This window comes from Thiocapsa bogorovii (assembly GCF_021228795.1).
GTDB lineage: Bacteria > Pseudomonadota > Gammaproteobacteria > Chromatiales > Chromatiaceae > Thiocapsa > Thiocapsa bogorovii.
Genome location: NZ_CP089309.1, coordinates 2595375 through 2615350, shown reverse-complemented (window position 1 = coordinate 2615350; position 19976 = coordinate 2595375). Strand labels below are relative to the sequence as shown.

Sequence of the window (19976 nt, the reverse complement as noted above, 5' to 3'; positions counted from 1 at the left end):
GGCGGGGAGCACCGGTCGTTGCGTCTTAAGCCACTGTTCCGCGCGGACCTCGGACGCGGTTTCAGTTATCCTGAAGCGCGATCAGCTACACTGCAAGCCTTGCATCGCCAATCCGGAGGTTCGCGAGTCGCATGTCCGATCCGGGTGGAAGCCTCGACATTCAATTGACACCATCCTCGGGCGGCCTCGTCTGCACGATCGCCTCGACGCGTCCGGTCGCTGCCGCGTCGGCCTTCGTCGGGCGCTCGCCGCACGAGACGGCCGCTCGTCTGCCGCTGCTTTTCTCGATCTGTGCCCGCGCCCAAGCCGGCGCCTGCGCGGGGGCATTCGAGCAGGCCTCCGGGTGGGTTGCGAGCCCGATCATCCGCGGACGGCGCGAGGCGGCGATCGCGGCGGAGACGATCCGGGAGCACCTGTGGCGAATCCTGCTCGATTGGCCCGCAATCTTGGGCGAGCCGCCTTGCCGTGATGACATGGCGGCGGTCCTTGCCTTGTCGAACCGCATCCTCGCGCGGCTCGACCCTGACGGCGATCTGTTCGGCGTCGGTGCGAATTCGGCGGCGGATCACCCCCTCGGTCTCGATGTCCTGCTCACCGATCTGACCGATCTGCTCACCCATAGGGTGCTCGGAGTCTCGCCCGAGCACTTTTTGAACCTGATCGGCGACCCCTCGGGCTTCGAGCGCTGGTGTCGCAAGACGGAGACGGTGGCGGCACGTCTGTTGCGCTCTCTTCTGGAATCGGGAGAAGCATCGCTCGGGCAGGCCCCGATCAGCGCGCTGCCGAGACTCTCGGACGAGGATCTAATCGCGCGGATGAGCGCACCGGATTGGGCCGAGTTCGTTGCTCATCCGACCTGGCAGGGCCAACCGCGCGAGACCAGCCCCTTTACGCGTGTTCACCCACTGCCGCTGATCGAGGCCTATGGGCCGGGTCTCTTGGTCCGCCTTTCCGCTCAACTCACGGTGGTCGCAACCGGCTTGCGGTTGTTGAGCCGCTGTTGCGCGGGGAGCGCCTCGGCGCAGCCGACGCTTGCGAGCGGTAACGGAGTCGGGCTCGGACGTGTCTTCGCGGCGCGCGGACTCCTGGCGCATCTGGTCCGAGTCGAGGATGGCCGCGTTCGCGATTACCGAATCCTTGCCCCGACAGAGTGGAACTTTCACCCGCGCGGCGTCGTTGCACGAGCGCTGGAGGCGTTGCCGCCCGGCCCCGAAGAGCAGGTGCGTCGACAGGCCGAGCTTCTGATTACGGCGATCGATCCCTGCGTGGCCTTCAAGCTCACCTGTAAAAGCGCCACATGAGTACCGTCCGAGGCCGTCATTCTTGCGCTGGGTTGTACCGACCCGATGCCCTTGTGGATGGGGCGTTTTTAGATTTTTAATTTATTGATATAAAACGCGTCTCGCCAAGGTTTCGGTTGGCGACGAGGTTTGCCCCGACCCACCCGCCTCATTGATCGCCCCGGATGCGTTTTACCCTGCGAGGTCTTTTGTCCATGTGTCTAGCCATCCCTGCACGCATCACCTCCATCGATGTCGCCGCCGATACCGCGAAGGTTGCGCTCGGGTCCGTCGGCAAAGAGATCTCGTTGGCCCTGATCGAGGACGCCGCCGTCGGCGATTATGTCCTGATCCATGTCGGCTACGCCCTGAACAAGATCAGTGAAGAGGAGGCGCAGCGCACCCTCGAGATGATCGCGCAGATGGGACTCCTCGCGGACGAACAGGAGCTCGTCCCCGAGCCGACCTCGACAGTCACGGGTCCCGGGGGCCAACGGTGAAATACATCGACGAGTTCCGCGATAAGGGGCTCGCCCGCCGGCTCGCCGAGACGATCGCCGCCGAGGCGCACCCGGGGCGCGACTATCGCTTGATGGAGTTCTGCGGCGGCCATACCCACGCCATCTTTCGCTACGGCGTGCAGCACCTGATGCCGCCGAACCTGAGTTTCATCCATGGTCCCGGCTGTCCGGTGTGCGTGCTGCCGATGGCCCGGATCGACCATGCGATTGCGCTCGCCACACAGCACGATGTCACGCTCTGCACCTACGGCGATCTCATGCGCGTGCCGGCGAGCGAGCGCAAGAGCCTGCTCAAGGCGAAGGCCGATGGAGCAGATATCCGCATGATCTACTCGACCCAAGACGTGCTGCGGATCGCCCGCGAGAACCCCGATCGCCAGGTCGTCTTCTTCGCCATCGGCTTCGAGACGACCACGCCGCCGACCGCCGTGGCCGTGAAGACGGCGCGCGCCGAGGGGCTGACCAACTTCTCAGTCTTCTGCAACCATGTGCTGACCCCGTCGGCGCTGCAGACGATCCTGAGCACCGCCGGCCCCGACGGGGTCCAGCTCGACGGCATCCTCGGTCCATCCCATGTGAGTACGCTCATCGGCAGCCGTCCCTACCGTTTCGTGGCCGAGCAATTCGGCGTGCCCGTCGTGATCGCCGGTTTCGAGCCCCTGGACGTGATGCAGTCCGCCTTGATGCTCGTCAGACAGCTCAACGACGGGCGTTGCGAGGTCGAGAACCAGTACACGCGCGCGGTAAGCGAGGAAGGCAACCGCAAGGCGCAGGCCCTGATCGACGAGGTCTTTCGGATCCGCCCCGAGTTCGAATGGCGCGGGCTCGGCTTCCTGCCGAACAGCGCCTTGGCGCTGGACGACGCCTACGCGGACCTGGATGCCGAGGAGCGCTTTCCGGTCGAGTTCGCCCCGGCCAAAGAGATCAAGGGCTGCGAGTGCCCGGCCATCCTGCGCGGCGTAAAGACACCGACCGACTGCAAGCTCTTCGGCAACCCCTGCACGCCCGACAACCCCATGGGTTCCTGCATGGTGTCCTCGGAGGGTGCTTGTGCGGCCTATTGGAGCTACGGGCGGTTCAGAGCCGCCAGCCTCCAGCCAAAGGTTGAAAGCCGAAGCTGATAGCTGATAGCTGATAGCTGATAGCTGATAGCTGATAGCTGGTAGCTGATAGCTGACAGCAGGAGGCAGGAGGCAGGAGGCAGGAGGCCGTCCATGACTCATCCAGTCGTCCCAAAACGAGGTCTCAGAATGACATCCGATCGGCGCTTTCCCGTGCGACTCGATCTCAAGAAGGGCGCCGTGGACATGAGTCACGGCTCGGGCGGACGTGCCATGGCGCAGCTCATCGGCGAGCTCTTTCAGCGGTATCTCGACCATGAGCTCTTGACCCTCGGCAACGACCAGGCGCTCTTCATGCCGCCCCCCGGTCGGATGGTGATGAGCATCGACGGTCATGTGATCTCCCCGCTCTTCTTCCCGGGCGGGGACATCGGCTCGCTCGCCGTGCACGGCACCATCAACGATGTTGCCATGTCCGGTGCGCGGCCGCTCTACCTCGCCGCCGGCTTCATCTTGGAGGAGGGGTTCCCGCTCGGGGATCTGGCGCGCATCGTCGAGAGCATGGCGCAAGCCGCCAATGCTGCGGGCGTGCCGGTGGTGACGGGTGACACCAAGGTGGTGGAGCGCGGCAAGGGCGATGGGGTCTTCATCACCACCACCGGGATCGGCGTGGTGCCGGAGGGCATTCTGATCTCGGGCGATCGCGCCGAGCCGGGCGATGTGATCCTGGTCAGCGGGAGCATGGGCGACCACGGCGTGGCCATCCTCTCCAAGCGCGAGAACCTCGGCTTCGAGACCGAGATCCGTTCAGACAGCTCTGCTTTGCATGAGCTGGTCGCCGCGATGATCGCGGCCGTTCCGGACATCCACTGTCTGCGTGACCCCACCCGCGGGGGCCTGGCGACGACGCTCAACGAGCTGGCCCATCAGTCGGGTGTCGGCATGCAGATCCGAGAGGACGCCATCCCGGTCCGCCCCGAGGTGGCCGCCGCCTGCGAGCTGCTCGGGCTCGACCCGCTCTATGTCGCCAACGAGGGCAAGCTGATCGCCATTTGCCCGCCCGACAAGGCCGAGCGTCTTCTCGATGCCATGCGTGCCCATCCCCTTGGGACGGAATCAGCCATCATCGGCGAGGTCGTCGAGGACCCGCATCGCTTCGTGCAGATGGAAACCGACTTCGGCGGGAGCCGGATCGTCGACTGGCTCGCAGGCGAGCAATTACCTCGGATCTGCTGATCCGCGGTCTATCGAAAGTGTTGATTTTTCCTCGTTGGTGTGGTGTCTTCGCAACGAGGCTTGAGCCTGGTCTTCGACCGTCCAAGCGTTTCCGGCGTCACCCCTCAAGCATAGACTGCGCCGGGCGGCCCGACTGGATGGCGGGCGATACGGTCTGCGACACAGGTCGAGGTTTGCCTCCCGAGCGCGCTGCAGATCGGCGCTCGGGTACTGCACGCGAATAAGAGCCCGCCGAGGGCCCGGGAGGCGAGGGCGATGATCGACATGAGTTGGGTCGAGGCCCATCAGGGGTTGCTTCTGTCCTTGGCCGGACTTTCAGTCCTGATGTTCGTGGGATCCTTGATCGCCTTGCCGTTCCTCTTGGCGCGGATCCCGGAAGACTATTTCGTGGACCCGGAGCGGCATTCGGCACGTCTGAAGAGACTCCATCCCGTCGCCTACCTCAGCCTGCGGTTGCTCAAGAACCTGGTCGGCTGGATCTTGGTCCTGGCGGGTATCCTGATGCTGGTGCTCCCCGGTCAGGGGATTCTCACCATCATCATGGGGCTGGTGTTGAGCGACTTTCCCGGCAAATTCGCGCTTGAACGCCGACTCGCGAGCAAAGGGCGTGTTCTCAACGGAATCAATTGGATTCGCCGTCGCAGCGGTCACGCTCCACTCGTGCCGCCGCAAATCTGAAACCGGATCTCCTTGATCCTGGTGTTTTCAATCCTCCAAACCGCACCAAGGACAATCGGTGGAATTGCGTCAAGGGTGCGGGCCGACGCATAGCTTGTAGGCGTGCGCCGCATGCGGAGAAAGACCCGGAACAGGGTCTAAACTCAAGACTGAAGCGACTTGAAGCCGCGCCGATAGAGGCTTGACCCTTGCCGACGACCCGCGATCCGGAGACCTTCTCGCGGCTGGATGCACCCTTCGCCGTCGGCGAGTGGGAGGTCCATGCACGCTCCAACGAGATTCGCCGCGGGACCAGAAGAATCAAGCTGGAACCGAAGGTCATGCAGGTCCTCTGTTTTCTCGCCGCGCGCCCGGGGACCGTGGTCTCGCGCGAGGAATTGGAGGCGGAAGCATGGCCCGGGATGGTTGTGACCTACGATGCGGTGACCAGCGCCATCATCAAGCTGCGCAAGGCACTCGGCGACGAGGCCCGTCACCCGCGCTATATCGAGACCCTCTCCAAGAGCGGATACCGTCTGATCGCCGAGGTTCGAGGCGGGGTGCAAGATCCGCCGGATCTCCCGGCCGGGCGGGCCGCGCGAGCCCCCTGGCCGATCGCGTTACGCAGCCTGGCCGCGTTCGTTGTGCTCAGCTTGATCGCCGTCTGGCTTCTCCCGAACGGGAGCGATCCGACGGTCTCCGACGGCGGCGGAACGGTTCCGACCTCGGGTCACATCCCCGGAATCGCGGTTCTGCCCTTCGTCAACCTGGGCGCCGTTCCGGAGCAGGATTACTTCGCCGACGGTATTACCGAGGATCTGATTACCGATTTGTCTAAGCTCTCCGGTCTCTGGGTTGTCGCCCGCAACTCTGCGTTTGCGTATCGGGGCGGCACCGAAAGCGAGCCTGCCATCGCTCGGGAGCTCGGCGTCGACTATGTCCTCAAGGGCAGCCTTCAGCGTTCCGCGGACCGGATTCGGATCAATGTGCGGCTCGTCGACGGTCTGCGCGGCAGCAATCTCTGGGCAGAACGCTACGACCGGCAGATCGACGACCTTTTCGCGCTGCAGGACGAGATCGCCGCCAGCATCCTCTCGGCGATCGAGGTCGAGATCGCCCCGAGCGACCGCGCGAGGTTGGGCCGAAGTCACCTCGCGAGTATTGAGGCTTACGATGCCTTTCTCCGCGGACTCGATCACTATGGACGACGTTCTCACCAGGATACTCAAATGGCGATCGATCACTATCGCCGGGCGATCGCCATCGACCCCGAATTTGCCCGAGCCTATGCCGGGCTCGCACTGGTCTACGTTCGTGATGCGGTTGACGGATGGGATCTCGGTGCAGAGGACGGTCTGGCAAAGGCGGAAGAGTTGATCGCCCGCGCGAGGGCGCTGGACCGGATGATCCCTCAAGTCTATTTCGTGCAGGGCCAGATCGATCTCTATCGACGCAACTACGGCGCCGCCATCCGCAGCGCCGAAGAGGCGATCTCAATCAAGCCGAATTATGCCGATGCCCATGCGCTGCTAGCCTGGATCCTTCACTTCGCCGGCCGAGCCGACGACGGACTGGTCAGCATGGAGCGGGCGGTCCGTCTCAACCCCCGCGTGCCGGCAATCTACCGACTCGTGCGCGGGGCGCTCCACTACGAGAACGGCGACATCGACCGGGCCTTGGCCGATTTCGAGGCCGCCGTCGACATGAGTCCGAGTTTTCAGTTGAGTCGCGTCTGGCTCGCGGCGGCTTATGCCGCGGCCGATCGACCCGGGGATGCGGAGTGGGAGACCCGCGAGATCTTGGCGCTGGACCCGGGCTTCTCCGTGTCGCATGTCCGACGCGCCTTTCCGATCAGGGATCCCATCTATCGCGAGCGTTTCCTGGACGATCTGCGGCGCGCCGGACTGCCGGACTGAACGCAGTGCCCGGGTCGCCGCCATCGTTCGAATCGTTGCGACCCCTCAATCGGCTGCAGCGAACTTTCGCTCGATGGGCCGCTCTTCCAGCCGACTCCACTCCGCCATCGAGCCGTCATAGAGTCGTGACCGGGCATTGCCCAGCATCTCGCTCGAAACAAACCAACCGAGAGCCGAATTGTGGCCCGTGTTGCAGAAGGCGATCTGCGGGGCCTCGGGGTCGATCTCGGCTAGGACCGTCAAACGGCGCAACGCCTCGGGCGAACGCAACGTGCCCCCGTTGTCGACGGTCAGCCACTCGATCGGAAGATTGTGGGCGCCCGCCAGCGTGCCCGGCTTTTGCGTCTTGCCGTTTCGCGTGATGCCGAGATACTCGTCGGCGCGGCGATAGTCGACCAAGACGACGCCATCGGCCGCGGCTGCTGCCACCTGCTCGTGGTCCGGGAGCATCTCGGGGCGGAGCCGGGAGACGAATCTCTTCGGCACGGGTGTCGTCGTGCCGGTCTCGAGCGACCGGGACTTGTCCGCGGCATGACCACGAGTCCCGCCGTTCAGGATGGATACCCGATCATGACCCAAGAGCTTGAAGGTCCAATAGACGCGCGTCGCGGCCGCCATGCTCTTGGCGTTCTCGCCCAGCGGAGCGACCACGACATGCGTGGTCTCGTCGATGCCAAGTGCGCCGATGAGGCGCTCGAGCTCGTCGATGGGCGGCAGCATACCGGGCACGGCACCCTTCTTGGCCCGCCAGCCTGCCTTCACATAGTCGGAATGCACCGCGCAAGGGATATGGCCGAGTGCATACTCCGATCGCGACTCCCCATCGATCTTCTTGCTGCGGATATCCAACACGCGCACATCTTCCAGGCAACTGTTTTCCGCGATCCAGGCCGCATCGACCAAGGGCCCCGGCGTCTGCGCCCAAGTCGACCCGAGCCATAATGCGAGGAAAAATCCGGTGTAGATACGTTTCATCGTCGTGCCCTCCAGCGGTCATTGCACGCATGGCCCGAGCACCGCGCCCGGGCTTAGGGGAGGTGTAGCAGCCCGATTGAAACGACGGCCGGCGAGGAGACGACCTTTTGACGATGCTTCGACGACGTCACCGACAGCACCCGCAGGCGCCTCCGTTCACGCGGAGAACTTGTACATGACGTCGGTCACCCGACCGCGCCAGTAAGGTGTGCGCCCCTCCGGCAGGATCCAGGCAACCTCCGCCCGCACCGGGATCTGCATCTCGCTGCGTTCCTTGTAATCCGAGAAGCTGCCCTCCCAAGGCGTTTGCACCATCTTCCCGTCCAGCGCACGGTAACGCCCGCTCGCGCGCACGCCGCCGATCAGGCCGGTGTCGTCGAAGTCGAAGACGAGCGATACGCTCAGATCGCCGTCGGCGAGTGTGGCACGCGCGGAGCGATCATCGATCGGCTCCCAAACCACCCCTTGGCTGGGCAGGAGCTTCGTCGGGTACAGAGGTGCCTCGGCGAGGAAACGCATCAGCTCGGCATGGGTCAGCTCCGGACTACTCGGGACCTTCACGACCGGGAAGAGACCGAAGAGCGCGGCCTTCAACATGCCCGTGCCGGCGATATAGGCATCGAGCACGAAGATCTTCGTTGCCGGAGCGATCCGCACCCGGGCGTCCCAATGGAATCCAGGGCTTTGCATGACCACCGATTGGGTCGCCGTCGTAGGGGACCATTTGCCCTGAGCGCGTCCGAGGTCGATCTCCCCTTCGAGCCCCAGCTCGGCAGCGGAGATGATGGGTTGGCCGTCCTTCAAGCTCATGAGGAAGTAGCGCTGCACGGGCTCGGGCAGTCCCTCCAACTCGCTCGAATCATAGGTGTTCGGAATGATCCTGCCCCGTCCTTTCTCCAAGCGCATTTGCAGCCGGTTCGTGCCGGCCTGCCAGCGCGTGACCCCGAAGAGCAGAACGGCCGTGGGCATGATGATGAGTGCAAGCAACAACAGGAAAACCAGGTTCAGCCACATGTTCGATTCTCTGTTCCGGGGGGCTGCTAAACCGCGCCCAACGCGGCATGCGATATTTTTTGGATGCGATGGGCCCCGGCAGACTTGACGACCGCTGGAGCCGGATAGATTTAAAGTATTAAAAATTATATCATTTTAAACCGCGTCCCCGCTTAGGCCCGTGGATGCGTCAACCGTCGAGCTCACTCGAAAATTGAGCATCTCGCTCTGGACGCGGTTTAAGGTGGGACCCGCTCGGGTCGAGGACAGAACGATTCCCGGACATTATTCAAGGTGACTGTCGATCCGTCCACCGTCCGATAGGGAGCGGTTTGGCAATGCCGCACGCACAGGGTATCGTTCCGTCGTCATGGACACTCTCGCCCGCGTCACCGATCTCAGTCGCCGCTTCGGAGCCCGTCGGGCCTTGTACGGCCTCGATCTCGAGCTGCGGCAGGGCGAGGTGCTGGGCCTGCTCGGGCCGAACGGGGCCGGTAAGACGACCTGTCTGCGCCTGCTGAGCGGGACACTTGCGCCCAGCGGGGGCCGGGTCGAGATCCTGGACATCGATCTTGCGCGGCACCCGGTCGCGGCCAAGCGGCATCTGGGTTATCTGCCCGAGCGTCCGCCGCTCTATCCCGAGCTTCGGGTCGACGAGTATCTACGCCACTGCGCCCTGTTGCACCGCGTGCCGCGTGTCGATGTCGCCGATGCAGTGGATCGGGCGAAGCAGCGCTGCGGACTCGACGCGGTCGGTCGCACCCTCATCGCCAAGCTCTCCAAGGGTTTTCGCCAGCGTCTCGGGATCGCCCAAGCGATCCTGCACCGTCCGCGCCTGCTCATTCTGGACGAGCCGACGGAGGGACTTGATCCAGTGCAGATCCGCGAGGTCCGGAGCCTGATCCGCGACCTTTCGCGCGATTGCGGGATCATCCTCTCAAGCCATATCTTGTCGGAGGTCCAAGCGGTCTGCGATCGTGTCCTGGTGCTGCATCAAGGCCGGATGCTGCGCAGCGACCGATTCGGCGCGCTCGGCCCGACCGCGCTTTGGCGGGTGCGGCTGCGCTCGATCGGCGATTCCGACGCCTGTCCGGTGGCTGAACGACTCGAGCGTCTGGCCTGTGTCGAGGCAGCGGTTGTCCTCGGGGAGGGCCGATTCCGGGTGATCCTGACCGAGGGTGCCGAGTCTGCCGATCTGGCCCGCCAGGTCCTGACTGCCGGGTTGGATCTCTGCGAGCTGGGGCCGGAGCGCCCGGATTTGGAGCGCGTCTTCTTCGATCTGATCGGCGCGGGAGGGACGGCATGATCGCGGTAGTCGCGGGTCGCGAGCTGCGCAGCGCGCTGGTTTCGCCCGTGCCCTGGATCCTGCTCGCCGGCGGGCAGGTCGTGCTCGCCTGGATCTTCCTGAAGGTGGTCGACGATTTCACGGGTCTGGCCTCCGGCGAGCGCGTTGCGAGCCTGACGGTGGAGCTGGCCCTGAACCTATTCGGATTCGCTGCCGTGATCCTGATGCTCGCGGTGCCCCTGATGGCCATGCGGATGCTCAGCGGAGAGTTTCGCGACGGCAGTTTCGAGCTGGTGGCCGCCGCGCCGGTGCGCATCGGCGAGCTGGTGGCGGGTAAGTTTCTCGCGCTGACGATCCTGATGACGCCACTCTGTTTGCTGCCGGTCCTCAACATCGCACTGCTCGCCGGCCGCGCCGAGCTTGACCCGGGTCAGATCGCCGCCGCCACGCTCGGGCTCTGGCTGGTCGGCATGATGTTCTGCGCCGTGGGCCTCTATGCCTCCAGTCTGAGCGCTCAAACGGGTGCATCCGTGATTGCCGCCTTCTCGATTCTGCTGGTCTTCTCCGTGATCGGTCGGGTCGAGACGCTGGGTGCACATGATCTCTCGCTGTTCGGCTGGCTCTCTTGGAACGAGCATCTCTTCTGGTTTTTGCTCGGATCCGTGCGTTTGAGCGATTTGGCCTATCTGCTCGGGTTTACGGGTCTCTTTCTGGCCCTGACCCACCGCCGACTTGCGAACCGGATCCTGAGGTGAAGCGCATCCTGACCCTTGCGGCGACGCAGCTCGGGCGGCTCAACCGTCCGCTCGCGGACGGGCTGTTCCTCATGCTTCTGCTGGCGGTCCTGATCGCGGGTGGATGGTTGGTCGCCCGCCACGACCGCTACTGGGATTGGACCGCCGCCGGCAGCAATAGCCTGACCCCGGAGAGTCTGGCCATCCTCGGTCGACTCGACGGCCCGCTGCGGGCCACGGTTTTTGCCGACCCCGCCAGCCCGCTCGGCAAGGGGATCAAGCGGCTGCTCGCGCGATACCGACAGGCGCACCCCGGCATGCGGATCGAGGTCGTGGACCCGCAGCTTTTCCCGGAGCGCACGCGCGATGCCGGGGTGACGCTGATCGGCCAGATCCTGCTGGACTATCGGGGGCGGCGCGAGACCCTCTCGGAGATCAGCGAGCGCGCGATCAGCGCCGCAATTGCCCGGCTCGGGTCGAGCCGTATCCCCTGGGTCGCGGTGGTCGAGGGTCACGGTGAGCGCGCGATCCAGGGGGAGGGCGGTGCCGACCTCGGGCGCCTCGGCCGGGAGTTGACCGAGCGAGGATTTCTCGCCCGCCCGCTCGACCTGGGTCGGGTCGACGAGGTGCCGATCAACACCCGGATTCTGGTGCTTTCCACGCCGCGCATCCCGCTCTTTCCGGGTGTGATCGAGCGGCTCGTCGCCTATCTGAATCGGGGCGGCAACCTGCTCTGGCTCCTTGATCCCGGACCGCTCAACGGGCTTGAGCCCTTGGCCGAGTATCTGGGTCTGACGATCCTGCCCGGAACCGTCGTCGATGCGGACGCCGCCGCCTTGGGTGTCGCGACGCCGGCCGTCGCGGTCATCGCCGAGTATCCGGATCACCCGCTCTCGGCCGAGCTCGACGTTCCGGCCTTGTTACCCGGGAGCATCGCCTTCGGGACCGAGCCCGCACCCGGATGGATTCTCGATACCTATCTGGCGACCGGCGCGCGGAGCTGGAACGAGCTCGGTCGGCTCGACGGCCTGATCGATCGCGACGAGGTCATCGGCGAGCAGCCCGGTCCGCTCCCGGTCGTTTTGGCCCTGAGTCGGCCGATCCCCGAGGATGGTCACGAACAACGCGTTCTGGTGGTCGGAGACGGCGACTTCGCGAGCAACGCCCAGATCGGCGCCTACGGGAACCGGGCGCTCGCGCTCGCCCTGCTGGCCTGGCTGAGCGACCCGGGCGAAATTACGGTCCTCCCGCCCGATCCACGCGAGCCCGATGCGCTCGTCCTCGACGAGCAGCAACGGCTGCGCATGGGGCTGGGATCCCTGGTCCTCTTGCCCGCGATCTTCCTCTTGATCGGACTCGGTATCCGCTGGCTGCGTTGGAGGGGGACATGAGATCGCGCTGGATACTCAATCTGGTTCTGATCCTCGTCCTCTCGGCACTCGGCTGGGCGATTCGTCACGAGCTCGCCGTCACGCGAACCCCGCCGACATTGGCCGGCTCGGGTGCGCCCGAGCCGCATCTGATCGAGATTGCCCGCGAGGGCGAGCCGATGATCGCGCTGGAGCGTCTCGCACCCGGCTGGCGGATGCGCTCTCCTTGGGACGTGGATGCAGACCCGGACCACGTCGCCGCATTGCTCACGATCCGCGATGCGCCACTCCTGCGCAGCGTTCCGGTGCAGGCCGTTGCCCGTGACGCGCTGGGCCTGGACCCGGTCAAGCTGCGGCTGCGTCTGGACACGACCGATATCGCGGTGGGCGGGCTGGACCCGATCGAGCAATGGCGCTACGTCGCGAGCGACGACCTGGTCCATCTGATCCCTGACCGCTTCCAGCAGCTGCTGATCGTGCCGCCGATCGACTATGTCGCGCGCACGCCTCTCCCGCGCGATCTCGGGCCTGTCTTCGCCACGCGCGACAGCGTCCCGCTGAACGGCGAGACTTTGGCCCGGCTCGGCGGTTTGATCGCCGAGCGGGTCGAGCCTTTGATCGGAGACCCGAACGGCGCGCTGCTCGAGCTGAGCGCCGCGGACGGGACGCGGGTGCGCTATCGGGTGTCGGAGGACGGTCGACGTTGGACGCGACCGGACCTGAGGCTCACCTACGTGCTCGGGGAGGCTCCCGAGCTGACCGAAGATCCGAGCGCGATCGACCCGACGCCGCCGGTTTCGGGTGCGGCGCCCTTAGCCGATCCGGATGTCGGCCCGGATGCCGCGCCGATCGACGCGGCTTGGCCGCAGTCTTCCGCGAGTCCGGGGTCGGACGTCTTTGCCCCGGACCCCGAGTGGCGCGAATCTCCGAGCACGCCGCATTCGCTGATGGACCCGGACGCCCCGCTCTCGGGCGAGCTCCCGCTCGGTTCGCCACCCGAGGTCCGCCTGCGCCCGCATGACGTGCTTCGCGAAGAGGTGCTGACTCGGGACGGTTCCGGGCAGGCGGGTTTCGGGGTCGAGGAGGGGCGAGAGCTGCCCGAGGGCTTCGGTCTGGATCCCTTCGCCCCGGATCCTGCGGATGCCGGTCCCATACCCGGAGATTCAGATCCGCAGCGGGGGCAACCCTGATGCCCGAGCTTCCGGAGGTCGAGACCACGCTCCGCGGCATCCGTCCTTACCTGGAAGGCCGTCGGATCGAGCAACTGATCGTGCGCGAACCGAGGCTGCGCCAGCCGATTCCGGTCGAGACCGCAGAGCGCGTGGCGGGTCAATCCGTGCGATCCTTATCGCGGCGCAGCAAATATCTCCTGATCGGATTGGATCAAGGGAGTCTCTTGATCCATCTGGGGATGTCCGGCAGCCTGCGGGTCGTCCCCGCGGACAGTCCGCCGAAGAAGCACGACCACCTCGACCTGGTATTGACGGATCGGCGTTGTCTTCGGTTTCACGACCCGCGCCGCTTCGGTCTTTTTCTCTGGCTCCCGGAAACGCCCGAGCTTGCCGAGGTCCGTCATCCGCTGCTTTGCGGGCTGGGTCCAGAGCCGCTCGGGACGACGTTCGACGGCGATCATCTCCATCGCCTGGCTCGAGAACGGCGTGTTGCCGTGAAGGTGTTCCTGATGGACGCATCCGTCGTCGTCGGGGTCGGGAACATCTATGCCAACGAATCGCTGTTTCTGGCCGGCATCCATCCGTCACGTGCGTGCCATCGGATTGGGTTGGAGCGTTATCGTCGTCTTGCCGCGGTGATCCGCGGCGTGCTTCAAGCCTCCATTACCCAGGGCGGCACCACCCTGCGCGACTTCGTCCAGGAGAACGGCAACCCCGGCTATTTCGCCCAGTCGCTGCGGGTCTACGGCCGCACCGGCGAGCCCTGCGTCGCGTGCGGCGCACCCCTCCGCCAGAGGCGCATCGGACAACGCTCGAGCTTCTATTGCGTGCGCTGTCAACACTGACACGAACGAGGCGACGAGGCGGGGAACCTATCCGAATCTCTCGGCTCGGCGCCGAGCGTCGGTCGCGTGCAGACCGCCCGGAGAAACGATGATCCTATTTGAACAACTGGCTCAACTGCATTGGCCGATTCTCCTGGGTGTGACGCTTGTGCTCATGCTCTGGCGCCTCGGATCGGGACCGTTCCAGGGGCGCCGGCTGGGTCAACGCCTTCCGATCGTACTCGCCGTCGGCGATCTGCTCTTGTGGCCCGTCGTGGTCTTGGTGGCGGGGAGTCTGCTCCTGCTGCTCACGCCACGGCTGGAGCTTGCGAATGCCGAGGCCGGGGTTCGGACCGGTACCCTGGTCGTCTGCTATCTGGTTGCCAGTTGGCTGCTTGCTCGCCTGATCGAGGTCATGATCCTGCGCAAGGCCGACGCCGCACTGCCCGAGCGGGTACCCAAGCTGGTCGTCGGCTTGCTCTACGGCGCGCTCATGTTCGTGGGGATTGCGATCCTGCTCTGGGAGCGCGGCTATTCCTTTACCGGGATTTGGCTCTCCACAGGTGTCGCCGCTGCGGTGCTCGGTCTTGCGCTCCAGCGCACGCTCGGCGATCTCTTCTCCGGGATCGCACTCGGCATCGAGCGGCCGTTCAAGATGGGGGATTGGGTGGAGCTGCGCGACGGTACCGTCGGCCAGGTCATCGACCTGAACTGGCGCGCTACACGGCTGCGGGGCTGGGACAATGCCACCCATGTCATCCCGAATTCAAAGATGGCGGGCGAGCCGCTGAAGAATCTGCACGACGACCAGCATCTCTTCGCGCCTTGGTACTTCGTGCGGATTCCGCCCGAGGTCGATCCGCGCTTTGTCACGGCACTCATCCTGGACGCGGCCTTGCGGTGCGAAAGCATTCTCAAGTTCCCCCATCCGATCGTTCGGCTCGCGGATGCGACGACCATCCCGTACCAGTACATGGTTTGGGTCCATTTGAAGAACTATCCCGCAGTGTTTCGCGGTCGCGAGGAGCTGTTTCGCGAGATTCACTGGGCCATGCAGCGCGCCGGGATCAACATGGCGCCGGACGTCCACGAGCTGCACACCCGCCGAGCGGCCATGGTCCAGGCCGAGCCGCCAACGATCCTACTCGCACTCAAGAGTCTGGATGTTGCGGGTTTGCTGACGCAGGAGGAGCTTGAGCAGGTTGCCGCGCGCAGCGTCTATTCTCACTTCGACAGCGGGCATGTGATCCTCGCCGAAGGCGCCCCGAGCGATGCCTTCTACGTAATCGTCGGCGGGCTCGTGGAGGCCGCAATTACACTGCCCGATCGCACCCGCAAAGTGACGGAGGTCCTGGGTCCGGGCCATCACCTGGGCATCACATCCATGTTGACCGACGAGCCCTCCTTCCTGGAGTTGCGGGCCAAGAGCGACGTGACCCTGATTCGGATCGATCTCGATTGCCTCAAGTCCCTGTTGGCCAGGCGCCCGGAGTTGGCCGAGCGCTTCGCCCGCATCGTGAAGGAGCGCGTTGATGCAGCGGATGCGGCCAGGGCTGCGAGCCGCCAGCCGGTCGGGCGCCTGAGCCTGCGCGATATCCGCCAGCGCATCGAAGGACTCATGGCCCGCCAATCACGCTTCACGCGCCGCTCCTAGCCCGACGACATCGACGAGCGCCTGCGCTTGGTGATCTTCGGTCGGAGTGTGCCGATTGCCGCGGTGCGCAAGGCCACCGAGGCACATCTGGAATTCCTGTAGGGTGCGGTGAGGTATGAACCGAACCCTACGCGCTCAACCTCGGACAATGCCTGCGCGAATTGCGTACTTCACCAATCCGGCCAAGCTCTCGATGCGTAGCTTGTGGACAATGCGGCTGCGGTAGGTCTCGACGGTTTTGGGGCTGATTCCGATCTCCGTGGCGATATCTCTGGTGCGCCGACCCTCGGCGAGAAGACGCAGCACATCGCGCTCCCGGCCGGTGAGCTGGATCTTCTCGGGGTCTGTAGCGCCCGTGTCGGACCGAGCGGTCGGCTCGGCGAGGGCCGGGCTGAGGTAGGTCTCGCCTCGCAACGCCCCGTCGATGGCTGCGAAGAGGTCCGTGGCCGCATTGTTCTTCAGCACATAGGCCAGGGCTCCGGCCTCGAACATGCCACGCCGAGACATGGCGTCGCCGAACATGGACAGGGCAACGATCCGTGTGGCCGGCGCCGCCTCGTGGATGGCCGCTGCTGCTTCGGTGCCCGACATCCGGGGCATGGCAACGTCCATGAGCACCACGTCCGGCTGCAGCCGGGCAGCCAGCTCCACGGCCTCTCGGCCATCGGCCGCCTCCGCCACCACGGTCCAGTCGGTGCGTTGTCGCAGCAGCGCCGCAAGTCCCTCGCGGACCAGGGTGTGATCGTCGCACAGTAGGATCTTCGCGGGCATGGCTGGGATGATTGTCGCGTGAGTCAGCGTTTCCTGATCCTAACCGCTTTCGGACTCGATCGGAATCCACGAACGAACCCACGCCCCGGGGGCGCATTGATCCTAAATCCGGAATTTAGAACCGCAAAGGCGCGAAGGACGCAAAGGAAAACAAGAATCGGGCAGATCCTCGAAGGACATATCCAGCAGCTCGGGAACCTGCGGCCTCCACGCGAGCGCGATATGTGCGCCCATGACCGGATTCGGGGCCACGGTCCCGGCGAGGCCAAGTACGACGCTCCGCGTCGGGCCGCAGCGGTGCAGGTCGGGGTTTGCTTCGGTTTCAACCATGGCGTCGGAACCTGAATCATATGCCCCGCGCGGATTCGGTAACATGCTCGAACGGCTCGCGCGCCGCTCGATGAGTCAAGGAGCTTATCTTGAATGTCACCAGTCTCGTCGTCGGCTTGTTGCTCGCATTCCTGCTTATCGGCGCCTTCGCAGGCCTGGTCGCCGGACGGCTCATGCCCCGCGTCGGCCCGGGCCTGCCGGGCCGGATGGCAATCGGCGTCTTGGGTGCCTTCATCGGCGGGTTTCTCTTCGGGCTCGTCCCCGTGGATCTCGAAGTCGGCTTGGTCGGAGCCCCGATCACGGCCGCCATCGGCGCCGCTCTCATCCTATTCGCCGTCGCCAGGATCAAGAAACACTGATCCGAGCTCAAGGTCCGTAGATAGGGCGCTCTCATCCGCCCTCGATGGCCGACAGCGGCACCTCGTAGACCTCGCCGTTGTCGCGGGTGACGGTCCACAGGTCGCCGTTCAGCTTGGCCTTCACCTCGCCGACGGTGGCGTTGACATAGTCGGTCATGAAGTTGACGGTGAACTGCTGGCCGAGCTGGCTCTGGATCACGATCGATGCCTGGCTGTTCTCCGTGCGCAGGATGCCGGCCGGGCACCTCAACCTCACGACGCCTTTGCACAGGTGATGGAAATTTCAGCTATGCCCTACTAATTTGCACAGAACCAGTGTACGCAGAGCCAGTGTCATGAACATCACCCTTTCGATCGACGAGAAGACGCTGTCGGCGGCGCGTAAGGTCGCAGCCGCACGCGGCCAAAGCCTCAATCAACTGATTCGCGAGGAGCTTTCGCGCCTGACAGGCGTGGAGCACCGCCATGCGGATTGGCAGGAGGTCGAGTCGCTGAGCGGCACGGGTCATTCCGGTGGTTGGCATTTCGATCGCGACGAGCTCCATGAAAGAACGTAGCTTTGTGGACACCAATGTTCTGGTCTATACGGACGATGCGGATGCACCGGCCAAGCAGGCAATCAGCCTGTCCCTGTTGCACGCTGGATGGCAAACCGGAAACGGTGTGCTGTCTACGCAGGTACTACAGGAGTACTTTGCGGCGGTGACCCGCAAGCTGGGCGTCGATGCAGCGATCGCGCGCCGCAAGGTCGAGCTCTTCGGCCGATTGGAGATCCTGAGCATTGGCCACGATGACGTCCTGCGTGCGATCGACTTTCATCGCTTGCACGGCTTTTCGATTTGGGGTGCCTTGATCGTCACCATGGCGCTCAAGGCCCAGTGCCGGGTGCTGTATACCGAAGACATGCAGGACGGACGCGTCATCGATGGTCTGCGGATTGCCGATCCGTTCAAGCCCGAGAGCGGGTAGAAACCCGTCATTCCGGGATGAAAGAGAGTGTCCTACGGCTTCGGGTCGCCGCCCGTCAATCGATGATCATCTCCAGCCGATAGTTGGCGATCTCGTCGCGGCGCGCGGCGCTGCGCATGAGATAGACGCGGACCTTGTAGTCGCCGCTCGCGGGCAGCCGGCCCTCGAACTGGTTGCCGGAGGAGGAGCCGACGAACATGGCCTCGTTTTCCTTGCCCGGGGCGATGATGTTGAAATAGTTGGCGCCGTTGTCGGTGGCCATGCTGACGTTCATGGACTGGCCCTGCTTGGCGCCGAGCAGGTAGTCGATGGTCATGTCGCCCTGGATTCTGCCCTCGATGGTGGCGCTGTTGGCGCCTTTGGCGAAGTGGACGCGCTCGGTGTGGAGGCCGGCCAGCGCGGTGGTGGAGACGAGCAGTGCGGCGAATAGGACACGGGTGATTGGAGTCATGGTCATCTCGGGGTTGGTGTGAAAGCTTGATCTGAATACGAAGAGGGATGATGAGCTTCGACAGATGGGTTTGGGACAGATGGGTTTCGCTGCGCTCGACACATCCTACCGGGCGCTACCCATACCCGGCTGAACAGTCCCACGCCCGGACAGCCGGCGCATAAGCCCGCCCTTACCCGCCCTCGATGGCCGACAGCGGCACCTCGTAGACCTCGCCGTTGTCGCGGGTCACGGTCCACAGGTCGCCGTTCAGCTTGGCCTTCACCTCGCCGACGGTGGCGTTGACGTAGTCGGTCATGAAGTTGACCGTGAACTGCTGGCCGAGCTGGCTCTGGATCACGATCGACGCCTGGCTATTCTCCATGCGCAGAATGCCGGCCGGGCAGTTGCCGTACTCCCTGTCACCCGCCGCCTTGCAGCGCAGCAGGGTGGTGGCGTCGTAGGTGCCGCCATCGCGCCTCGTTGCGAAGGGTGCAGTGGCGTTGTCCGCGCCGGCAGGCGGGCTCGCGGCGTTGTCCCACCAGACGAACAGGCTCTCCTTCGGGAAACGGAAGATCAGCCCCGCCTCGCCGAGCCCGCTCTGGCGATACACCGCGTTCCCGTCCTGGTCGCGGAAGTTGCCTGGCCTGTCACCGACCGGCGAGAGGTCGTAGGTGACGCCGTCCTCGCGGGTGATGGTGATGTAGCCCTGCCGCTGGCCGAAGGTGCAGGGCACCATCGTCTGCAGCTTGTCCGAGCCCTTCGGGTAGATCTCGCAACGGGCCTGCGTCCAGTCCGCGGCGGACGGCAACGTCCAGCCCGCCAAGACGGCGGCAACGAGGGCCGCCGGTGCTTTCCGATTCATCGTCTTCAGGGCCTCCGATCGATGTTGGTGTGTAGGTACTCGCTCCGGCCTCTCCTGCAACCCGGGCAAGCGGGGGCCGACATAATGGTCCAACGCGGTTGCCGGACGCGGCGTCATTTCCACCGCTGAACGCAAGAGGCGCTTCACCCGAACACTGCAAAACCCTGATCGATGCGGGTCAGGATGGCATAGGTCATCATGCCGAGCACCGCGCAGAGAAAGGCGCCTCCCACAAGGAGGTACGCCAGAAGCCGGCCGAGATGGGCTGCCAACCCCTGCACTGTCTCGGCAGCGTGTCCGTGCGCCGCCAGTGCCGCAATACCGGCGACGTGCCGCTGTATGCCCGAGAGCAGGACGCCCACGCCCAGGAAGACGGCGCCGACCGCGAGGTGGATGCCGAGGAATTCAGTGCCCTGCGGGGCGCGATCCGGAATGAAGAAGCTGGCGATGACGAGCACGCCCGCAGCGCTCGCGAGGAGCGCCGCGCAGAGATAGACGAGCCTGAATAAGACAACCATGGCTCACGCCGATACGCGGCGATCTTCGCCGCGTATCTCTGGCCGTGGAGCCCGGC

General features: G+C 64.8%; 22 protein-coding genes. 15 read left to right on the top strand and 7 right to left on the bottom strand.

Features of this window, described 5'->3' with window-relative positions; all coding sequences use genetic code 11:
• Positions 1 to 131 precede the first annotated feature (131 nt).
• The 6 genes from LT988_RS11835 to LT988_RS11810 all read left to right on the top strand — a co-directional run bounded on the left by LT988_RS11835 (position 132) and on the right by LT988_RS11810 (position 6671).
• A complete protein-coding gene (locus tag LT988_RS11835; protein WP_232410333.1) occupies positions 132 to 1301 on the top strand; it encodes a nickel-dependent hydrogenase large subunit in 1170 nt (389 codons plus the stop codon).
• A 194-nt stretch (positions 1302 to 1495) separates the two neighbouring features.
• Positions 1496 to 1780 (top strand): HypC/HybG/HupF family hydrogenase formation chaperone, encoded by a 285-nt coding sequence (locus tag LT988_RS11830; RefSeq protein ID WP_232410332.1) that lies wholly within the window; start codon positions 1496 to 1498, stop codon positions 1778 to 1780.
• Positions 1777 to 2922, top strand: coding sequence for a hydrogenase formation protein HypD (gene hypD / locus LT988_RS11825; protein WP_232410331.1), 1146 nt, complete (start codon positions 1777 to 1779; stop codon positions 2920 to 2922). The genes LT988_RS11830 and hypD overlap by 4 nt, the downstream gene beginning before the upstream one ends.
• 129 nt (positions 2923 to 3051) lie before the next feature.
• Entirely contained in the window at positions 3052 to 4098 is a 1047-nt protein-coding gene (gene hypE, locus LT988_RS11820) for a hydrogenase expression/formation protein HypE (RefSeq protein ID WP_232410330.1), read from the top strand.
• Positions 4099 to 4353: 255 nt separating this feature from the next.
• The gene (locus tag LT988_RS11815; protein ID WP_232410329.1) at positions 4354 to 4776 is read left to right on the top strand and encodes a PGPGW domain-containing protein; all 423 of its coding nucleotides are present in this window, start codon (positions 4354 to 4356) and stop codon (positions 4774 to 4776) included.
• Positions 4777 to 4964: 188 nt separating this feature from the next.
• Entirely contained in the window at positions 4965 to 6671 is a 1707-nt protein-coding gene (locus LT988_RS11810) for a winged helix-turn-helix domain-containing tetratricopeptide repeat protein (RefSeq protein ID WP_232410328.1), read from the top strand.
• Between the two features lie 45 nt (positions 6672 to 6716).
• Here LT988_RS11810 and LT988_RS11805 read toward each other — a convergent pair whose 3' ends face one another.
• Positions 6717 to 7646: a sulfurtransferase gene (locus LT988_RS11805; RefSeq protein ID WP_232410327.1), complete on the bottom strand. Its 930-nt coding sequence runs from the start codon at positions 7644 to 7646 to the stop codon at positions 6717 to 6719.
• 156 nt (positions 7647 to 7802) lie between these two features.
• On the bottom strand, positions 7803 to 8660 hold the full coding sequence (locus LT988_RS11800; RefSeq protein WP_232410326.1) for a DUF6920 family protein: 858 nt from the start codon (positions 8658 to 8660) through the stop codon (positions 7803 to 7805).
• Positions 8661 to 9009: 349 nt separating this feature from the next.
• Here LT988_RS11800 and LT988_RS11795 point away from each other — a divergent pair, with 349 nt between their 5' ends.
• From LT988_RS11795 to LT988_RS11770, 6 genes are all read left to right on the top strand, one after another.
• On the top strand, positions 9010 to 9945 hold the full coding sequence (locus LT988_RS11795) for an ABC transporter ATP-binding protein (RefSeq protein ID WP_232410325.1): 936 nt from the start codon (positions 9010 to 9012) through the stop codon (positions 9943 to 9945).
• Positions 9942 to 10679, top strand: coding sequence for an ABC transporter permease (locus LT988_RS11790; RefSeq protein WP_232410324.1), 738 nt, complete (start codon positions 9942 to 9944; stop codon positions 10677 to 10679). The genes LT988_RS11795 and LT988_RS11790 overlap by 4 nt, the downstream gene beginning before the upstream one ends.
• Positions 10676 to 12049 (top strand): GldG family protein, encoded by a 1374-nt coding sequence (locus LT988_RS11785; protein ID WP_232410323.1) that lies wholly within the window; start codon positions 10676 to 10678, stop codon positions 12047 to 12049. The genes LT988_RS11790 and LT988_RS11785 overlap by 4 nt, the downstream gene beginning before the upstream one ends.
• The gene (locus LT988_RS11780) at positions 12046 to 13218 is read left to right on the top strand and encodes a DUF4340 domain-containing protein (RefSeq protein ID WP_232410322.1); all 1173 of its coding nucleotides are present in this window, start codon (positions 12046 to 12048) and stop codon (positions 13216 to 13218) included. The genes LT988_RS11785 and LT988_RS11780 overlap by 4 nt, the downstream gene beginning before the upstream one ends.
• On the top strand, positions 13218 to 14045 hold the full coding sequence (gene mutM, locus LT988_RS11775) for a bifunctional DNA-formamidopyrimidine glycosylase/DNA-(apurinic or apyrimidinic site) lyase (RefSeq protein ID WP_232410321.1): 828 nt from the start codon (positions 13218 to 13220) through the stop codon (positions 14043 to 14045). The genes LT988_RS11780 and mutM overlap by 1 nt, the downstream gene beginning before the upstream one ends.
• An 88-nt stretch (positions 14046 to 14133) precedes the next feature.
• Positions 14134 to 15678: a mechanosensitive ion channel family protein gene (locus LT988_RS11770; RefSeq protein ID WP_232410320.1), complete on the top strand. Its 1545-nt coding sequence runs from the start codon at positions 14134 to 14136 to the stop codon at positions 15676 to 15678.
• Positions 15679 to 15813: 135 nt separating this feature from the next.
• On the opposite strand, the gene LT988_RS11765 is transcribed toward LT988_RS11770, so the two are convergent.
• Complete coding sequence (locus LT988_RS11765) at positions 15814 to 16449, bottom strand: response regulator (RefSeq protein WP_232410319.1); 636 nt, start codon at positions 16447 to 16449, stop codon at positions 15814 to 15816.
• A 419-nt stretch (positions 16450 to 16868) separates the two neighbouring features.
• On the opposite strand from LT988_RS11765, the gene LT988_RS11760 reads away from it, so the two are divergent.
• On the top strand, positions 16869 to 17138 hold the full coding sequence (locus tag LT988_RS11760) for a GlsB/YeaQ/YmgE family stress response membrane protein (protein WP_232410318.1): 270 nt from the start codon (positions 16869 to 16871) through the stop codon (positions 17136 to 17138).
• Between the two features lie 31 nt (positions 17139 to 17169).
• Here LT988_RS11760 and LT988_RS11755 read toward each other — a convergent pair whose 3' ends face one another.
• Entirely contained in the window at positions 17170 to 17394 is a 225-nt protein-coding gene (locus LT988_RS11755; RefSeq protein ID WP_232410317.1) for a hypothetical protein, read from the bottom strand.
• 79 nt (positions 17395 to 17473) lie between these two features.
• Here LT988_RS11755 and LT988_RS11750 point away from each other — a divergent pair, with 79 nt between their 5' ends.
• Positions 17474 to 17695, top strand: coding sequence for a MerR family transcriptional regulator (locus LT988_RS11750; RefSeq protein WP_232410316.1), 222 nt, complete (start codon positions 17474 to 17476; stop codon positions 17693 to 17695).
• Positions 17682 to 18107 (top strand): PIN domain-containing protein, encoded by a 426-nt coding sequence (locus tag LT988_RS11745; protein ID WP_232410315.1) that lies wholly within the window; start codon positions 17682 to 17684, stop codon positions 18105 to 18107. Before LT988_RS11750 ends, LT988_RS11745 begins: the two co-directional genes overlap by 14 nt.
• A gap of 55 nt (positions 18108 to 18162) precedes the next feature.
• Here LT988_RS11745 and LT988_RS11740 read toward each other — a convergent pair whose 3' ends face one another.
• The 3 genes from LT988_RS11740 to LT988_RS11730 form a co-directional block, all read right to left on the bottom strand.
• Positions 18163 to 18558: a hypothetical protein gene (locus LT988_RS11740; protein WP_232410314.1), complete on the bottom strand. Its 396-nt coding sequence runs from the start codon at positions 18556 to 18558 to the stop codon at positions 18163 to 18165.
• 172 nt (positions 18559 to 18730) lie between these two features.
• Entirely contained in the window at positions 18731 to 19402 is a 672-nt protein-coding gene (locus LT988_RS11735) for a hypothetical protein (RefSeq protein ID WP_232410313.1), read from the bottom strand.
• A gap of 143 nt (positions 19403 to 19545) precedes the next feature.
• The gene (locus tag LT988_RS11730; RefSeq protein ID WP_232410312.1) at positions 19546 to 19920 is read right to left on the bottom strand and encodes a hypothetical protein; all 375 of its coding nucleotides are present in this window, start codon (positions 19918 to 19920) and stop codon (positions 19546 to 19548) included.
• Positions 19921 to 19976 lie beyond the last annotated feature (56 nt).